General features: G+C 69.5%; 20 protein-coding genes. 12 read left to right on the forward strand and 8 right to left on the reverse strand.

All coding sequences use genetic code 11. From position 1 onward, the window contains the following. Window positions 1-52: 52 nt before the first annotated feature. Genes GL325_RS01765 through GL325_RS01775 form a run of 3 tightly spaced genes read left to right on the forward strand, consistent with a single transcriptional unit; the run spans window position 53 to window position 1,932 of the window. Window positions 53-661, forward strand: a complete 609-nt coding sequence (locus tag GL325_RS01765; RefSeq protein ID WP_187768405.1) for a DUF2975 domain-containing protein — start codon at window positions 53-55, stop codon at window positions 659-661. Next, window positions 661-885, forward strand: coding sequence for a helix-turn-helix transcriptional regulator (locus tag GL325_RS01770; protein WP_154594965.1), 225 nt, complete (start codon window positions 661-663; stop codon window positions 883-885). The genes GL325_RS01765 and GL325_RS01770 overlap by 1 nt, the downstream gene beginning before the upstream one ends. A 27-nt stretch (window positions 886-912) precedes the next feature. Continuing rightward, the gene (locus GL325_RS01775) at window positions 913-1,932 is read left to right on the forward strand and encodes an LLM class flavin-dependent oxidoreductase (protein ID WP_187768406.1); all 1,020 of its coding nucleotides are present in this window, start codon (window positions 913-915) and stop codon (window positions 1,930-1,932) included. Window positions 1,933-1,939: 7 nt separating this feature from the next. On the opposite strand, the gene GL325_RS01780 is transcribed toward GL325_RS01775, so the two are convergent. After that, entirely contained in the window at window positions 1,940-2,503 is a 564-nt protein-coding gene (locus tag GL325_RS01780) for a dihydrofolate reductase family protein (protein WP_187768407.1), read from the reverse strand. Between the two features lie 111 nt (window positions 2,504-2,614). Here GL325_RS01780 and GL325_RS01785 point away from each other — a divergent pair, with 111 nt between their 5' ends. Continuing rightward, window positions 2,615-3,268: a 4a-hydroxytetrahydrobiopterin dehydratase gene (locus GL325_RS01785; protein ID WP_187768408.1), complete on the forward strand. Its 654-nt coding sequence runs from the start codon at window positions 2,615-2,617 to the stop codon at window positions 3,266-3,268. 16 nt (window positions 3,269-3,284) lie between these two features. Here GL325_RS01785 and GL325_RS01790 read toward each other — a convergent pair whose 3' ends face one another. Both GL325_RS01790 and GL325_RS01795 read right to left on the reverse strand, forming a co-directional pair. Beyond that, window positions 3,285-4,547, reverse strand: a complete 1,263-nt coding sequence (locus GL325_RS01790; RefSeq protein ID WP_255955371.1) for a sigma-70 family RNA polymerase sigma factor — start codon at window positions 4,545-4,547, stop codon at window positions 3,285-3,287. Continuing rightward, complete coding sequence (locus GL325_RS01795) at window positions 4,525-4,950, reverse strand: YciI family protein (protein WP_187768409.1); 426 nt, start codon at window positions 4,948-4,950, stop codon at window positions 4,525-4,527. Before GL325_RS01795 ends, GL325_RS01790 begins: the two co-directional genes overlap by 23 nt. Before the next feature lie 182 nt (window positions 4,951-5,132). Here GL325_RS01795 and GL325_RS01800 point away from each other — a divergent pair, with 182 nt between their 5' ends. The 3 genes from GL325_RS01800 (at window position 5,133) to GL325_RS01810 (ending at window position 9,344) form a co-directional block, all read left to right on the forward strand. Then, entirely contained in the window at window positions 5,133-7,487 is a 2,355-nt protein-coding gene (locus GL325_RS01800; protein ID WP_255955373.1) for an excinuclease ABC subunit UvrA, read from the forward strand. Between the two features lie 111 nt (window positions 7,488-7,598). Further along, window positions 7,599-8,453, forward strand: coding sequence for an alpha/beta fold hydrolase (locus GL325_RS01805; RefSeq protein WP_223110946.1), 855 nt, complete (start codon window positions 7,599-7,601; stop codon window positions 8,451-8,453). Window positions 8,454-8,459: 6 nt separating this feature from the next. Then, window positions 8,460-9,344 carry a GNAT family N-acetyltransferase gene (locus tag GL325_RS01810; protein WP_187768411.1) on the forward strand — a complete coding sequence of 295 codons (885 nt, stop codon included), beginning with the start codon at window positions 8,460-8,462 and terminating at the stop codon, window positions 9,342-9,344. Here GL325_RS01810 and GL325_RS01815 read toward each other — a convergent pair. The 3 genes from GL325_RS01815 to GL325_RS01825 are packed head-to-tail and all read right to left on the reverse strand — an operon-like array spanning window position 9,322 to window position 10,899. After that, window positions 9,322-10,053: a VOC family protein gene (locus tag GL325_RS01815; RefSeq protein WP_154594973.1), complete on the reverse strand. Its 732-nt coding sequence runs from the start codon at window positions 10,051-10,053 to the stop codon at window positions 9,322-9,324. The two genes, GL325_RS01810 and GL325_RS01815, sit on opposite strands and share 23 nt — an antisense overlap. Before the next feature lie 10 nt (window positions 10,054-10,063). After that, window positions 10,064-10,447, reverse strand: coding sequence for an amino acid-binding ACT domain-containing protein (locus tag GL325_RS01820; protein ID WP_187768412.1), 384 nt, complete (start codon window positions 10,445-10,447; stop codon window positions 10,064-10,066). Then, entirely contained in the window at window positions 10,447-10,899 is a 453-nt protein-coding gene (locus tag GL325_RS01825; RefSeq protein ID WP_187768413.1) for an OsmC family protein, read from the reverse strand. Before GL325_RS01825 ends, GL325_RS01820 begins: the two co-directional genes overlap by 1 nt. A gap of 98 nt (window positions 10,900-10,997) precedes the next feature. Here GL325_RS01825 and GL325_RS01830 point away from each other — a divergent pair, with 98 nt between their 5' ends. Genes GL325_RS01830 through GL325_RS01850 form a run of 5 tightly spaced genes read left to right on the forward strand, consistent with a single transcriptional unit; the run spans window position 10,998 to window position 13,210 of the window. After that, on the forward strand, window positions 10,998-11,417 hold the full coding sequence (locus GL325_RS01830; protein ID WP_154594976.1) for a VOC family protein: 420 nt from the start codon (window positions 10,998-11,000) through the stop codon (window positions 11,415-11,417). Between the two features lie 8 nt (window positions 11,418-11,425). Beyond that, the gene (locus GL325_RS01835; protein WP_187768414.1) at window positions 11,426-11,950 is read left to right on the forward strand and encodes a TIGR03086 family metal-binding protein; all 525 of its coding nucleotides are present in this window, start codon (window positions 11,426-11,428) and stop codon (window positions 11,948-11,950) included. Between the two features lie 41 nt (window positions 11,951-11,991). Then, window positions 11,992-12,309, forward strand: a complete 318-nt coding sequence (locus tag GL325_RS01840) for a helix-turn-helix transcriptional regulator (protein WP_154594978.1) — start codon at window positions 11,992-11,994, stop codon at window positions 12,307-12,309. Continuing rightward, window positions 12,306-12,827: an SRPBCC family protein gene (locus tag GL325_RS01845; protein WP_187768415.1), complete on the forward strand. Its 522-nt coding sequence runs from the start codon at window positions 12,306-12,308 to the stop codon at window positions 12,825-12,827. The genes GL325_RS01840 and GL325_RS01845 overlap by 4 nt, the downstream gene beginning before the upstream one ends. Then, window positions 12,824-13,210 (forward strand): VOC family protein, encoded by a 387-nt coding sequence (locus tag GL325_RS01850; RefSeq protein WP_187768416.1) that lies wholly within the window; start codon window positions 12,824-12,826, stop codon window positions 13,208-13,210. The genes GL325_RS01845 and GL325_RS01850 overlap by 4 nt, the downstream gene beginning before the upstream one ends. A gap of 87 nt (window positions 13,211-13,297) precedes the next feature. On the opposite strand, the gene GL325_RS01855 is transcribed toward GL325_RS01850, so the two are convergent. Together GL325_RS01855 and GL325_RS01860 are read right to left on the reverse strand one after the other, a co-directional pair. Continuing rightward, window positions 13,298-14,230: a hypothetical protein gene (locus GL325_RS01855; protein WP_187768417.1), complete on the reverse strand. Its 933-nt coding sequence runs from the start codon at window positions 14,228-14,230 to the stop codon at window positions 13,298-13,300. Then, window positions 14,230-14,772, reverse strand: a complete 543-nt coding sequence (locus GL325_RS01860) for a sigma-70 family RNA polymerase sigma factor (protein ID WP_187768418.1) — start codon at window positions 14,770-14,772, stop codon at window positions 14,230-14,232. Before GL325_RS01860 ends, GL325_RS01855 begins: the two co-directional genes overlap by 1 nt. Between the last annotated feature and the right edge of the window lie 23 nt (window positions 14,773-14,795).

Below are 14,795 nucleotides of genomic sequence, written 5' to 3' on the forward strand. Positions count from 1 at the left end.
GCATATCGTGTTTCGATAAAATCGACATTCGATATGAAATGACGGAGTGATCATGAGGGCACCTTTCGGCACGGCCACCCGCGCGGACGTCTGGTTCACCGCAGCACTCGCGCTCGTCGGCATCGTCGGCACACTCGTGGACGCCGTCGTGCGACTGACGCAGGTGTTGCCGAACCGCGAGGTCCCGGTGGACGTCGATCTCCCGGCTTCGACCCAGCCGATCGCGATCGCCGGTGTCGGCGATGCGGTCCCGGTCGAGATCGACCGCGTCACGGTGCACGTCAGCGACCTGCCGCCGGCCTCGTACGGCGCCGTGATCGCATCGATCGTGGTGCCTGCGGTGAGCATCATCGTCGTGCTGGTGTGCCTGACCTGGTTGCTGCGCAACATCGGAACCGGGGAGTTCTTCAGCCGGACGAACACCCGCCTGGTCACCAGCGCGGCACTCACCGCCGTCGTGGGCTGGCTGCTGACGACGGTGGCGACCACCGGCGCCGCGAACGGCGCGCTCGCCACGCTCACCACGGACGACACCTCGGGTTTCGAGATCTCGATGAACATCTCCTTCCTGTACCTGTTCGCCGCGATGGTCGCCGGGTGCATCGCCGCCACGTTCCACACGGGGGAGCGGATGCAACGCGACTCCGAGGGCCTGGTCTGATGCCGCCCCGGGAGGACGAGCACCGCGTGCACTGCCGGTTGGACGAGTTGCTGGCCGAGCGCGGCATGACCCTGACGCGGTTGGCCGAGCTGGTGGGCGTCACCGTCGTCAATCTCTCCGTCCTCAAGAACGACCGCGCCAAGGCGATCCGCTTCACGACGCTCACCGCGATCTGCGACGCACTGGACTGCGAAGTGGGCGAGTTGCTCGTGGTGACGGAATGATTCCCGCGCGAGGACGTTGACCCGGACATGAAGAACATCGGGTTCCTGTCCTTCGGCCACTGGTCGGACTCGCCGCAGTCGGCCACCCGCTCCGGTGCCGACGCGTTGCTCCAGTCCATCGATCTGGCCGTCGCCGCCGAGGAGCTGGGGGCCGACGGCGCGTACTTCCGGGTGCACCACTTCGCCCGGCAGCTGGCCTCGCCGTTACCGCTGCTGGCCGCGATCGGAGCACGGACCTCGCGGATCGAGATCGGCACGGGTGTCATCGACATGCGGTACGAGAATCCCCTCCATCTCGCCGAGAACGCGGCGGCTGCCGACCTCATCTCCGGTGGCAGGCTGCAACTGGGCATCAGTCGAGGATCACCGGAGCAGGTCATCGCCGGGTACAAGTACTTCGGCTTCGAGCCGCCCGAGGGCATGTCCGACGCCGACATGGCTCGTGGCCACACGCAGGTGCTCCTCGAGGTGCTGAAGGGCGAGGGCTTCGCCGAGCCGAACCCGCGGCCGATGTTCCCGAATCCGCCGGGACGGCTCCCGTTGGAGCCGCGCTCGCCGGGGCTGCGCGACCGCATCTGGTGGGGCGCGGGCTCGCGCGCGACCGCCGAGTGGACGGCCGCCCAGGGCATGAACCTGATGAGCTCCACCCTGCTGACCGAGGACACCGGCGTGCCGTTCCACCAGTTGCAGGCCGAGCAGATCCAGCGATTCCGTGACGCGTGGGCGGCCGCCGGCCACGAGCGCGAGCCGCGGGTCTCGGTGAGCCGCAGCATCTTCCCCCTGGTCTCGGACGTGGACCGCGCCTACTTCGGGCGTGAGTCGGGCAGCACCGACCAGGTCGGGTTCCTCGAGGGCGGGTCGGCCAGGTTCGGCCGCACGTACGCCGCCGAGCCCGACCGATTGATCGAGGAGCTGCGTGAGGACGAGGCGATCGCCGCTGCGGACACGCTGCTGATCACCGTGCCGAACCAGCTCGGCGTGGACTACAACGCCCACGTGATCGAGAGCCTGCTGACGCACGTCGCGCCCGCGCTGGGCTGGCGCTGAGCGGCAGTCAGCGCACGACGCCGTAGCGCAGGAACTGCACGCCGGAGGCGAACGTGTGCGTCTGGAGCAACTCCAGGTCGACGCGCCTCCGGTCGTGCGGGAAGAAGGTGTTGCCGCCGCCGACCAGGACGGGGAACACCCGCATCCGGTACTCGTCGATCAGTCCGAGCTCGGCAGCCTGCTGGGCGAGGGTCGCACCGCCGATGGCGATGTCGCCCTCGCCGGGTTCGGCTCTCAGTGCCTCGATCTCGTCGGAGAGGCTGCGCGTCGCCAGCGTGGCGGCTGCGCCCACGCTCGACACGGTGCGCGAGAAGACCACCTTCGGCAGCGGGTTCCACAGCCGCGCCCAGGTCCACTCCGCCTCGCCGAATCCGGCCTGCTGCGCCGGATCGTCCCAGTAGCTCATGGTCTCGTAGAGCCTGCGGCCCATCAGGTGCACGCCGACCCCGCGGATCTCCTCGATGCTGAAGGCGAAGACCTCCTCACCGAACCCGGGCCAGTCGAAGGTGCCGTCCGGTCCGGAGACGTAGCCGTCCAGCGAGACGCCCATCGAGAAGATCACCTTGCGCATGCCGCACCCCCGTGTGGACCGGGTTCTGAGGCTACAACCGGTGTCGGGGTGTCTGGAAGAGCCGAACACGCTGGGCTGGCGCGCAGCGGACGGCGGGGTGATATTGGCTCCATGAGCACGGTTGACGCCCCGACGATCATCGCTGCCGGTCTGGACGACTGGCGGCCGCTGGTCCACAGCCTGCACGCCCGGTTCCGCACGGGAGACTTCGCCACCGGAATGGACTTCCTCGTCGACGTCGGGGCGGCGGCGGAGGCCGCGAACCACCACCCCGACGTGAATCTGACGTACACCCACGTCGACATCACGCTGACCAGTCACGACGCGGGAGCTGTGACCGACCGTGATCTCGAGATGGCGCGGACGATCAGCGATCTGGCGGCCGAGCGCGGGCTCGAGGCCGATCCCGGCCGGCTGACCCGGCTCGAGATCGCCCTCAACGCCGCCGACAAGGACGCGATCGGGCCGTTCTGGGGCGCTGTCCTGACGGGTGAGGCGCAGGCCTACGACGGCGATCAGGTCGCCGATCCGACCGAGCAGGTGCCGCTGCTGTGGTTCCAGCCCACGCCGCCACGCGACGACGTCCCGCAGATGTGCTTCCACCTCGACATCTGGATCCCGGCCGGTCAGCTGCCGGCCCGGATCGAGGCGGCCGTCGCCGCCGGGGGCCGCGTCGTCGACGATTCGGAGTCACCGTCGTTCGTCGTCCTGGAGGATGCCGAGGGCAACAAGGCATGCCTGTGCACCGTCCTGGACCGCTCCTGACCGCGATCCATCGCGATCACGGGGTGGCGAGCGACGCCGCCTTGGCCTCGAGCCAGGCCCGCTCACGGTCATTGGCGGCCTGCTCGGCGGCACTGAGGAACTGTCCACGGGCCTCGGCGGTGCGGCCCAGGCGCAGCAACAGCTCGGCCCGGACGCTCGCGACCAGATGACTGGCGGACAGGTCGCCGCCGGCCGCGATCGCCTCGACCTCGGCCAGAGCAGGCCGCGTCCCGTCGGTGGTCATCGACAGGGCAGCGGCGCGGTTCAACCGGACGACGGGACCGGGGGAGAGGGCCAGCAGCGCGTCGTACAGGACGACGATCCGTTCCCAGTCCGTGTCGGCGAAGGACGCGGCGGTGGCGTGACAGGCCGCGATCGCCGCCTGCAGCGCATAGGGGCCGCGCCCGCGGCCGAGGGCGTCGACCCGATTCAGCGCGGCGAGACCGCGGCGGATCCGGCCGTGGTCCCACAGCCGCCGGTCCTGGTCCGCCAGGATCACGGGGGCGCCTCCGGCACCGGTGCGCGCCATGAACCGTGACGACTGCAGCTCCATGAGCGCCACGAGGCCGTGCACCTCGGGCTCGCGGGGCAGCAGCCGCGCCAGGACGCGCCCCATGCGCAGCGCCTCGTCGGCGAGGTCGCGCCGCACCCACCGGTCGCCGCTCGTGGCTGCGTAGCCCTCGGTGAAGAGCAGGTAGACGACGGTCAGCACGGCGTCCAGCCGCGGCTTCCACTCGGTGTGGTCGGGAACCTCGAAGGGGACCCGGGCCTCGGTCAGCGTCCGTTTCGCCCGGACGACGCGCTGCTGGACCGCCGGGACGGAGGCCACCAGCAAACGCGCGATCTCGGTGGTCGAGAGGCTGGCGACCACGCGCAGCGTCAGCGCGACCTGTCCCTCACGGGGAAGGGCCGGATGGCACGCCGTGAAGACCAGCCGCAGCAGGTCGTCCTCGATCGGCTGCCAGGCGTCGTCCGTCAGTGACTCGAGGTCCCGGGCGAGTCGGCGATGGCGGTCGTCCAGAGCCTCGCGCCGGCGCCACCGGTCGATCGCGCGGCGTCGCGCCACCGTCGTCAGCCAGGCCGCCGGGTTGCGCGGGATCCCCGCGGTCGGCCACGACCGCAGGGCCTCGGCGAGCGCCTCCTGCGCCAGGTCCTCGGCCTCGGAGAGGTCGCCGGTGACGCGGGCCAAGGTGGCGACGACCCGCGAGCCCTCGATGCGCCACAGCGCATCGAGGGTCCCGGAGACGTCGTCCATCTCAGGCGGTGCCGAGCTGCTCACGCCAGCCGGCTTCCTTCTGCACGTACTCGTTGTCGGCGTAGTCCGCGAAGTCGGACTCGTCGGTCACCCGGCGGACCTCCAACTTCGAGCCGGGCCCGAGGGGGCAGCGCCTGGCCCACTCTGCCGCCTCCTCGCGGGAGCCGACCTGCAGCAGCCAGAAGCCGTTGAACAGCTCGTGCGTCTCGCCGTAAGGGCCGTCGGTGACGATCGGCTCCTCACCGGAGAAGTCCACGACGAACCCCTCGGACGGATCGGTCAGGCCGTCGCCGCCGATGAGCACCCCGGCGTTCATCATCGCCTCGTTGTAGGCGCCCATCGCGTTGATGATCTCCTCGAAGTCGGCGTCCTTCGTGGCCTCGAGTGCCGCGTCCGTCGTGCGCATGATCAGCATGTACTTGGTCATCGTGGTCCCCTTCCGCCGGGCGCCTCGTGCGCCCTCTCACCATGACGTCGAACGGCGTCGGCCGGGATCGACACCGTCGCGGGACTTCTGACGCGGGTCCGGATCCGGACGCCTTCGGTCGTTCCCCTCACCGTACTGGCGCGACTATCGTTCAGGAACCGCTCACCGGGAGGAACCACCGCGTGCCCCATCCAGCCGACAGCCACGACCTCATCCGTGTTCACGGCGCTCGCGTCAACAACCTCAAGGACGTCGACGTCGAGCTGCCCAAGCGGCGGCTCACCGTCTTCACCGGAGTCTCGGGCTCGGGCAAGAGCTCGCTCGTCTTCGGCACGATCGCTGCGGAGTCCCAGCGGCTGATCAACGAGACGTACAGCGCGTTCCTGCAGAACTTCATGCCCACGACCGCGCGCCCGGACGTCGACGTCCTCGACGGCCTGACCACCGCGATCCTCGTGGACCAGGAGCGCATGGGCGCCGACCCGAGGTCGACCGTGGGCACCGCCACCGACGCGAACGCCATGCTGCGGATCCTGTTCAGCCGGTTGGGCGAGCCCCACATCGGCTCGCCGCAGGCGTTCTCGTTCAACGTGGCGTCGATCAGCGGCGCCGGAGCCGTGTCGTTCGAGACCGGCGGGCGCACCGTCAAGGAGCGCCGTGAGTTCTCGGTCACCGGCGGCATGTGCCCCCGGTGCGAGGGGCGAGGCGCCGTCTCGGACTTCGACCTGACGGCCCTGTACGACGAGACGAAGTCGCTCGAGGACGGCGCCCTGACGATCCCCGGATACACGATGGACGGTTGGTACGGCCGCATCTTCCGCAACGGCGACTTCTTCCCCGCCGACAAGCCGATCAAGGACTTCACGAAGAAGCAGCTGGACGCCCTGCTCCACCAGGAGCCGACGAAGATCAAGGTCGACGGCATCAACGTCACCTACGAGGGGATCATCCCGAAGATCCAGAAGTCGATGCTCTCCAAGGACCGCGAGTCGATGCAGCCCCACATCCGGGCGTTCGTCGACCGGGCCATCACGTTCCAGACGTGTCCGGAGTGCCACGGCTCCCGACTGAACGAGGGCGCTCGCTCCTCGAAGATCCGGGGCATCAGCATCGCCGACGCCGGCGCCATGCAGATCACCGATCTGGCGGCCTGGGTCCACGACCTCGACGAGCCGTCCGTGGCGCCGCTGCTGAAGGTGCTGTCCGACACGCTGGACTCGTTCGTGCAGATCGGGCTGGGCTACCTGTCGCTGGATCGTCCGGCCGGCACCCTGTCCGGTGGCGAGGCGCAGCGCACCAAGATGATCCGCCACCTGGGGTCGTCCCTGACCGACGTCACGTACGTCTTCGACGAGCCCACCGTGGGGCTGCACCCGCACGACATCGATCGCATGAATCAGCTGCTGCTGCAGTTGCGCGACAAGGGCAACACCGTGCTCGTCGTCGAGCACAAGCCCGAGGTGATCGCGATCGCCGACCACGTCGTCGATCTCGGCCCGGGCGCCGGCAGCGGCGGTGGACAGATCATGTTCGAGGGCACGGTCGACGGCCTGCGCGAGAGCGCCACGGTCACCGGGCGGCACCTCGACGACCGCGCCTCGCTCAAGGACGAGGTCCGCAAGCCCACCGGCCAGCTGGAAATCCGGGGCGCGAACAGCCACAACCTCCAGGACGTCGACGTGGACATCCCGCTGGGCGTCCTCGTGGTCGTGACGGGCGTCGCGGGATCGGGCAAGAGCTCGCTGATCCACGGCTCGGTCGCGAAGCTCGAGGACGTCGTCGCCATCGACCAGGGGGCGATCCGCGGATCGCGACGCAGCAATCCCGCCACCTACACCGGCCTGCTCGACCCGATCCGCAAGGCCTTCGCGAAGGAGAATGGCGTCAAGCCGGCGTTGTTCTCGGCCAATTCCGAGGGCGCGTGCCCCAACTGCAACGGCGTGGGCGTGGTCTTCACGGACCTGGGCATCCTCGCCACGGTCGAGTCGCCCTGCGAGGTGTGCGAGGGACGGCGGTTCGACGCCGCGGTGCTGGAGTACACGCTCGGCGAGCGTGACATCAGCGAGGTGCTGGCCATGCCCGTGGCCGAGGCCCACGCCTTCTTCGCCAAGGACGGCGTCAACGTGCCCGCGGCCGCCCGGATCCTCGCGCGGCTCGAGGACGTCGGGCTGGGTTACCTGACGCTGGGCCAGCCCCTCTCGACCCTCTCGGGAGGCGAGCGCCAGCGGATCAAGCTGGCGACCCACATGGGTGAGAAGGGCGGCACGTACGTCCTGGACGAGCCCACGTCGGGTCTCCACCTGGCCGACGTCGAGCAACTGCTGGGCCTGCTCGACCGCCTCGTCGACTCGGGCAAGTCCGTCATCGTCATCGAGCACCACCAAGCCGTCATGGCCCACGCCGACTGGATCATCGACCTGGGCCCGGGCGCGGGTCACGACGGCGGACGGGTGGTGTTCGAGGGCGTGCCCAGCGATCTCGTGGCCCAGCGGTCGACCCTGACGGGAGAGCACCTGGCGGCCTACGTCGGGCCCTGAATGCCTCGCTCCCGGCGCGATCTGCGTCACCGGTGCGGCGGATCGGCCGCACGCATCCGCCAAACAGGGTTACCGTGGGGTAACCCGACCGTTCCAGGTCTAGGAGGCCCTGTGCCGAGCTCGCCCCACACGATGGTCCTGCACGGCCATCGACTCTCGTACCTCGATCGCGGCGACGGTCCCGTCGTGCTGTTCATCCACGGCATCTTGGGCTCGCAGCACAACTGGAAGCACCTCGTGAACCGGATGGACGACACCCAACGGGTGATCGTGCCGGATCTCTTCGGCCACGGGGCGTCCGCGAAGCCGATGGGGGACTACTCGCTCAGTTCCCACGCCGCGACGCTGCGCGATCTGCTCGACCGCCTCGGGATCGACACCGTCACCGTCGTCGGGCACTCCCTGGGTGGCGGCATCGCGATGCAGTTCTTCTACCTGTTCCCCGAGCGCGTCGAGCGGCTCGTGCTGGTCGCCAGCGGCGGGCTCGGTCGCGAGGTCAGCCCGCTGTTGCGGTCCGCGACGTTGCCCGGCGCCGAGCAGGTGCTCAGCGTCGTCGCGTCGGGTTGGGTGCTCGGAAAGGTCGAGTCGGTCGGCCGCACGGCCGCCAGGATCGGCTGGAAGCCCGGAGCCGATGTCGGGGCGATCTGGCGCGGGTTCACGTCGCTCGGTGATCGCGAGAGCCGCAAGGCCTTCCTCGCCACGACCCGCGCCGTGGTCGATCCCGGTGGGCAGACCATCAGTGCCCACGACCACCTCGCCCACGTGCGGCCGATCCCGGTGCTGCTGGTGTGGGGGACCAAGGACCGCATGATCCCCGCCTGGCACGCGATCAATGCCCAGAAGTCGGTGCCGAGCTGCCGCGTCGAGCTGTTCCCGGGTGCCGGCCACTTCCCGCACCTCGACGACCCCGACCGGTTCGCCGACGTGCTGGCCGATTTCATCGCGTCGACGGCGATCCAGGAGTAGCCCGCCGTGACGGTGGTGCTGATGTGCGGTGCGACGGGCGCCGGCAAGTCGACGTACGCCCGAAAGCTGGCGGACGCGGGGTGGCTGCGACTCTCGTTCGACGTCGAGACGTGGCGGCACGGGTTCCGGAGCCTGGACGTGCCGCAGGACGTCCTGGTCGAGATCGAGCAGGACCTGCGCGGACAACTCGTGGAGTCGGTCATCCACGGCGAGGACGTCGTCGTGGACTTCTCGTTCAGCACCCGTGCCCTGCGCGACGCCTACCGCGCGCTGGCGGCCGAGATCGGCGTCCTGGCCGAGACGGTGTTCCTCCCCGTCGATCGCCAGACCGCGCTGGCCCGCGTCCGCACCCGCACGGGATCAGGTCCGGACGACCTGCAGCTCTCCGACGAGCAGGTCGTGGCGCACGTCGACGGCTTCGAGGTACCGACCTTCGCCGAGCACCCCCTGCGCGTTCGCGAGGGGGATCTGGAGCTCCGCCACGCGCAGGTCGCCGACATCGAGATCCTCCTGGCGTTCTGGGCGAACTCGGCCGAGAACGCCGCGCGGCCAGCCGATGAGGCCCGCCTCGTCGCGCAGTTGCTGGCGCGCGACCCGGCGGCGGTCATCGTGGCCGAGCAGGCGGGCGAGATCGTGGGCTGCGTCGTGGCGGGCTGGGACGGGTGGCGGGCGAACCTCTACCGGCTGGCGGTGCACCCGCAGCAGCGGGGGAGGGGAGTGGGGTCTCGCCTGCTCGACCAGGCCGAGCGCCGTTTGACCGCCCTCGGTGCCACGCGGATGTGCGCGATGGTGCTCGACGAGAACGATCCCGGCGTCTCGCTGTGGCGCTCCGCCGGCTACGCACCGCAGGGGGAGTGGAGCCGGTGGGTCAAGCCGGTCGTGCTCCGCTGAGGACGCAGAACTCGTTGCCGTCCGGATCGCGCATCACGACCCAGCTGACCTTTCCCTGGCCGATGTCGGTGCGGGCGGCACCCAGTTGCTCGAGCCGTTCGACCTCGGCCGCCTGGTCGCCGTAGGGGCGGATGTCGAGATGCCAGCGGTTCTTCGACGGCTTCTCCATCAGGGGCGGTCCGCCCCACGAGATCTTCGTCCCGCCGTGCGGCGACTGGATCGCGGTCTCGTCGCCCTCGTCCCACACCATGAGCCAGTCGAGCGCCGCCTGCCAGAACTCGCCGGTGGCCCGACTGCCGTCGCACGAGAGCGCGCCGATGCGTCCGCACCCCGCGGTGAACCGGTTGTCGGGGCCCAGCACGCAGAACTCGTTGCCCTCGGGGTCGGCGAGGACGATGTGCGGCTCGGTCGGCAGCTGCCCGACGTCGAGGTGACTGCCGCCGAGCGACAGCACACGCTCGACCGTCGCCTGCTGATCCTCGGGGGACGAGCTGGTGAGGTCGAAGTGCATCCGGTTCAGGAGGGTCTTGGGATGGCGTGTCGGCTCGATGTCGATCGGGAACGAGACGTCGTCCGGCGCCGTCAGGGTCAGGACGCCGTCGTCGTCCGGGCTCTCGACGATGTTGCGCTCGAGGACGCTGCCCCAGAACGCCGCCAGCCGCGCGGGATCGTTCGCGTCGACGACAAGGGCTTCCAATCGACTGGTCATGTGAGCCACGTTACGTCGGAGCGGAGCCGTCGGTCAGCCCCACGGCGTGGGCGGCGCGGGACCGGTCGTCGACCACGAGGACCTTGCGCCCGTGGTGGTCGGTGTACTGGACGTCGAGTCGGACGTCGGCGGCGGCGAGCTGGCGCATGAGCCGTCCGAGGGCGCCGGGGACGTCGGCATCGAGGGTGACCAGCAGCACGTCACGGACAGCGACCACCTCGATGCCGGCGTCCTGCAGCGCACGGGTCGCGGTGTCCGCGTCCGCGACGAGGTAGTGCGCCGTGTGCTCCCACATCCCACCGCCAAGGAGGTCCACGCCGGCGGCGCCCAGGATCGTGCCGATGCGCTCGAGCGACGCCGCACCGTCGGGCGCCGGGATGGCGATGTCGCGCATCAGGAGGCCCACTCGACCGAGTGCTCGACGCGCACGGGGGCGTTGAGGGTGTTCGCGATGAAGCACTGTCGGTGCGCCGTCTCGACCAGCTGCGCCAGCGTGGACTCGTCCGCCCCACGCGCCGTGATGCGTGGCCGCAGGACGATCTCGGTGATGCGCATCGGGCCGGAGGTCTGCGGCATGAGGGCGGTGGCCTCGTCCTCGTAGGCCACGATGTCGATCTTGGCCAGCGCGGCGACGGACAGGAACGACAGCAGTTGACACGAGCTGGCTGCGGCGAGCAGCAACTGCTCGGGATTCGTGAGGCTTCCATCACCGCGGAACGACGCGTCCGCGCTGACGGCCAGCGTGCCGCCGGCGAGTTCGACCTCGTGTGCTCGGTCGTACGCTCGGTAGCCGTCGCCGGTGGAACCCGCCCACGCCAGCCGCGTGGAGTACTCGTGAGTGGCCATGTCCCGACGCTAGGAGAACGCGCCGACAGTTCTCGCCGGCACGGCAACAGCACCGGTCACGGGTTCCCACCTGCGGTCGGGTGGGCCACGCTGGACCCATGGCCCACCAGAACGTCGTGATCTCGTTGCCGATCTCCGACCGCAGGACGTCGTGCGACTTCTACGAGCGCGTCCTGGACCTGACGGCGCCGGGCGAGCCGGCCGACGACGGTGTGCCCGAGCCGTTGCAGTTCTCGCTGTCCGAGACCGTCAAGCTGATGCTGATCCCGTCCGGCGGCTTCGGTTGGGTCACCGGCGGGCGCCCGGTGGCGCCGGTCGAGCAGCACGAGTGCCTCTTCACCTGGTCGGCCACGACCCGCTCCGAGGTCGACGAGCTCATCGCTCGCGCGCGGGCTGCGGGCGCCGAGATCGTCAGCGAGCCGGCGGCGCAGCCGTGGGGCTACACCGGCACCTTCGCCGACCCGGACGGACACCTGTGGTCGGCGACGGCCGAGGAACTGTCGGAGCACCGGGGTTGAGTGGCGCCATGAGCTCTTCCGTCATCGCCCGAGCCCTCGAGCAGGCCGAGGCACTGCTGGCCGACGTCCCCGAGGACGCGTGGGACGCGCCGACTCCCTGCGTCGAGTGGACCGTCCGCGACCTCGTGGACCATCTGGTCAACCTCCCCGCGCAGTTCTCGACGATGGCGGCGGGGGAGTCGGTCGACTGGTCCGTTCCGACGCCCCGTCATGACGACCCCACCGCGGTCTTCCACGCGCACGCGAACCGGCTGCTCGCGACGCTCGGTCAGCACCCCGAGTCCGTTCCGGAGGGGATGCTGGCCGGCGAGCTCTCGGTGCACAGTTGGGACCTCGCCTCCGCGGTGGGTGGCGACACGTCGGGATTCGACCCCGAGATCGCCGAGACGGGCTACGACTTCATGTCGGCGGCCCTCACCGACGAGCAGCGCGGCCGGGCCTTCGGGCCCCGGCAGCCGGCACCGGACGGCGCGAACCCGTACGAGCGGCTCGCGGCGTTCACCGGCCGCGAGGTTCCGTTCCTCGCCCCGTAAGTACCCTTGACGTTACGTAACCGCCTTGGTACGTTCGATTCATGGACGCCGTACTGCAAGCGCTGGCCGACCCGAGTCGGCGCACCGTGCTCGAGATCCTGCGCGACCACGAGGCGACCGCGGGGGAGTTGGCCGACGCTCTGCCGATCGCCCGCCCCGGAGTGTCGCGGCACCTGCGCGTGCTGCGTGAGGCCGGCCTGGTGGAGGCACGCCAGGAGGCGCAGCGGCGGATCTACCGCCTGCGGCCGGAGGCGCTGATCGAGGTCGACGAGTGGCTCGACGACTACCGCGCGTTGTGGCAGAACCGCCTCGACGCCCTGCACACCGAGATCGCTCGAGGGAAGAAGGCGGGCTCATGACCACGACGACGATGCGCGCACTGGACGCCACGACAGGCGCGGTGCGGGTCGAGGACGTCTACGACACCGACATCGACGACCTGTGGGACGCGTGCACGGTGCCGGAGCGGCTCGCGCGATGGATCGCGCACGTGTCCGGTGACCTGCGGGTCGGCGGCACGGTCGAGATGACGTTCACCAGCACGTGGAGCAGTCCGGGCCGGATCGACGTCTGCGACCGGCCGCATCATCTGCTCGTCACCACCTCCGCCGGCACCGACCAGGAGTGCGAGATCGAGGCGTGGCTGACCGCCGAGGGGGAGCAAACGCGATTGGTCGTGGAGGAACGCGGCCTGCCGCTGGACGAGCTCCACGTCCACGGGGCGGGCTGGCAGGCCCACCTCGAGGATCTGGGTCGGTCGCTCGAGCTCGATGGGACGGCGCATCCTGACGGCTGGTCCGCCACGGAACCGTCGCCGCACTGGCGACGCCGCTGGACCGAGCTGGCGCCGTCCTTCAAGAACGCCGACGTGTCGTGACGTCTGACGCGATCACCCTGAGTGACATCACGCTGAACGCACCCGACGCGTTCGCGCTGGCACGGTTCTACGCCGTCATCACTCGGGGCGAGGCGCACGGCACGTCGGCCTGGGCCCGGGTCACCGGCCCGGGCGGACAGATCGGGTTCCAGCAGGACGCCGACTTCAGGCCGCCGACCTGGCCCGACGGCGCCGTGCCGATGCAGATGCATCTGGACTTCTTGGTCGACGACCTGGTGGCCACCGAGTCACGAGTGCTCACCGCCGGTGCGACGCGTTTCCAGTGGCAACCGAACGCCGATCACTGCCTGGTCTATGCCGACCCGGTCGGGCATCCGTTCTGCCTGACACTGTGGGACGATCCGCTGGCCCCGACTCACTGATTTCCCGGTCTGCCTATTTGTCCGATAATGCACATTATGTCAGTTACGCGGAAGACCCCCCCGAGATCGACGGCTCTGGACTCCTCGTCAACGCTCACTGACGCTGCCGACGAGCAATCGGCCGAGCATGGTTGTTCCGTCAGCGGCGTAGACCTTCTTGTAGAGGTTCCCTTCGTCGTCGATGAGGCCTTCCCGGCGCAGGCGGTCCGTGTCATTTTCGGCTTGGTCCGGGTTCATGGCGCGAGCCGTCATCACGTCATCGCCCAGAAGGTAGGCCTCACGACCCTTGAACGTGGTCGGGATGAGATCGGGCCACTGGTCTTCGGGGGTGTTGATTCTCGGGTGCCCGACGGTGAGGCCGTACTGGTTGACGGTGTAATCGGGTGTGGCCCAGTCGGTCTGCCCATCGGCCCTTCGACCCGGGAGGACAAGGGGTGTCATCGCTGCTGTGGGGCTGAAGACCGCCACGAGTCGGTACTCCCGGCTGAGGGTCGAGTCCAGGACCAGCTCGGCACCATCGACCTCTGCCACCGGGATGCTCTTGAAGATCCCCCGTTGGGCCCGGCCCTTACCTGCTCCCGGATCCGCCGTTGCTGCCACGTCCGAGGGCGATCCGGACATGGACTCGTCGGTGTTGTAGTACTCGGCGTCGCAGTCTTCATCGAAGATCACGCGCTCGCCGTCCTGCAGGGTGAAGCGCTCCCCCGGCTTGCAGGTGTAGGCCATCTGCACGTTGAGCCACTTGTCCTCGGGCGCCGGTGCATCGAGTTCGATGACGGTACTCCCGGTGAGAACCTCCGGCGGTGGCGGTGGAGTGAACAGGTGGGTGGCGGCGTAGGCGCCCCCAGCGACCGCGCCGGTCGCCACCAGCGCACTCAGAACCGTCGTCAGCCGTGACACCCTTCGCCACCAGGGCACGGACTCCACCCGCATCGCTCGGCGAATCGTCGCGTGCATCCGGGCCACCATGTCGTCGAACTCGGCCTCGCTCGGCCGGTCTTCCAGAGCGTCACTGGCCATCAGTGGGAATCCCTTCTGATCTGTTGGCGCGACCGATGCAACCGCTTGCCCACGGAAGCCTCGCTGATCGCCAACCGCTGGGCGGCCTCTCGGTAGCTGTATCCCTGGAGCAGACACCATTCGCACAGCAATCGATCGACCTCGGGAAGACTTCGGATGGAGTCCAGGGCAGCGCGAAGCTGTGTGGCGGCCTCGCCGTTGATCGGATCGGCGGCGACCGATTGGTCGTGGCGTTCCAACAGTTCGCGCTGTCTGATCTCTCGTCTGACGTGGTTGCGGGCGTGATTGCGGCAGGTCACCAACAGCCAGGGCAAGGCCGATCCGTTCACGAGCTGGATCGAGCCGTGCTTGCGCCATGCCGTCAGGAACGTCTCCTGCAACAGCTCTTCGGCCGCGTCGCGCGTACCCGTCAGCGACCACGCGAATCGGGCGACCGCCGGAGCCGTGCCCGCGTACAGGGCATCGAATGCGGGCTCGCTCCCCCGGCCGATCTGATTGACCAGCGACTCGTGCCCGCCGGGCTCGCGCATCGAATGCTCCACACCCCGTAGTGTCCAGCCGCCGA

Origin of the sequence: Aeromicrobium sp. 636 (assembly GCF_024433585.1) — a bacterium.
In the GTDB taxonomy this organism is placed as follows: Bacteria; Actinomycetota; Actinomycetes; order Propionibacteriales; family Nocardioidaceae; genus Aeromicrobium; species Aeromicrobium senzhongii.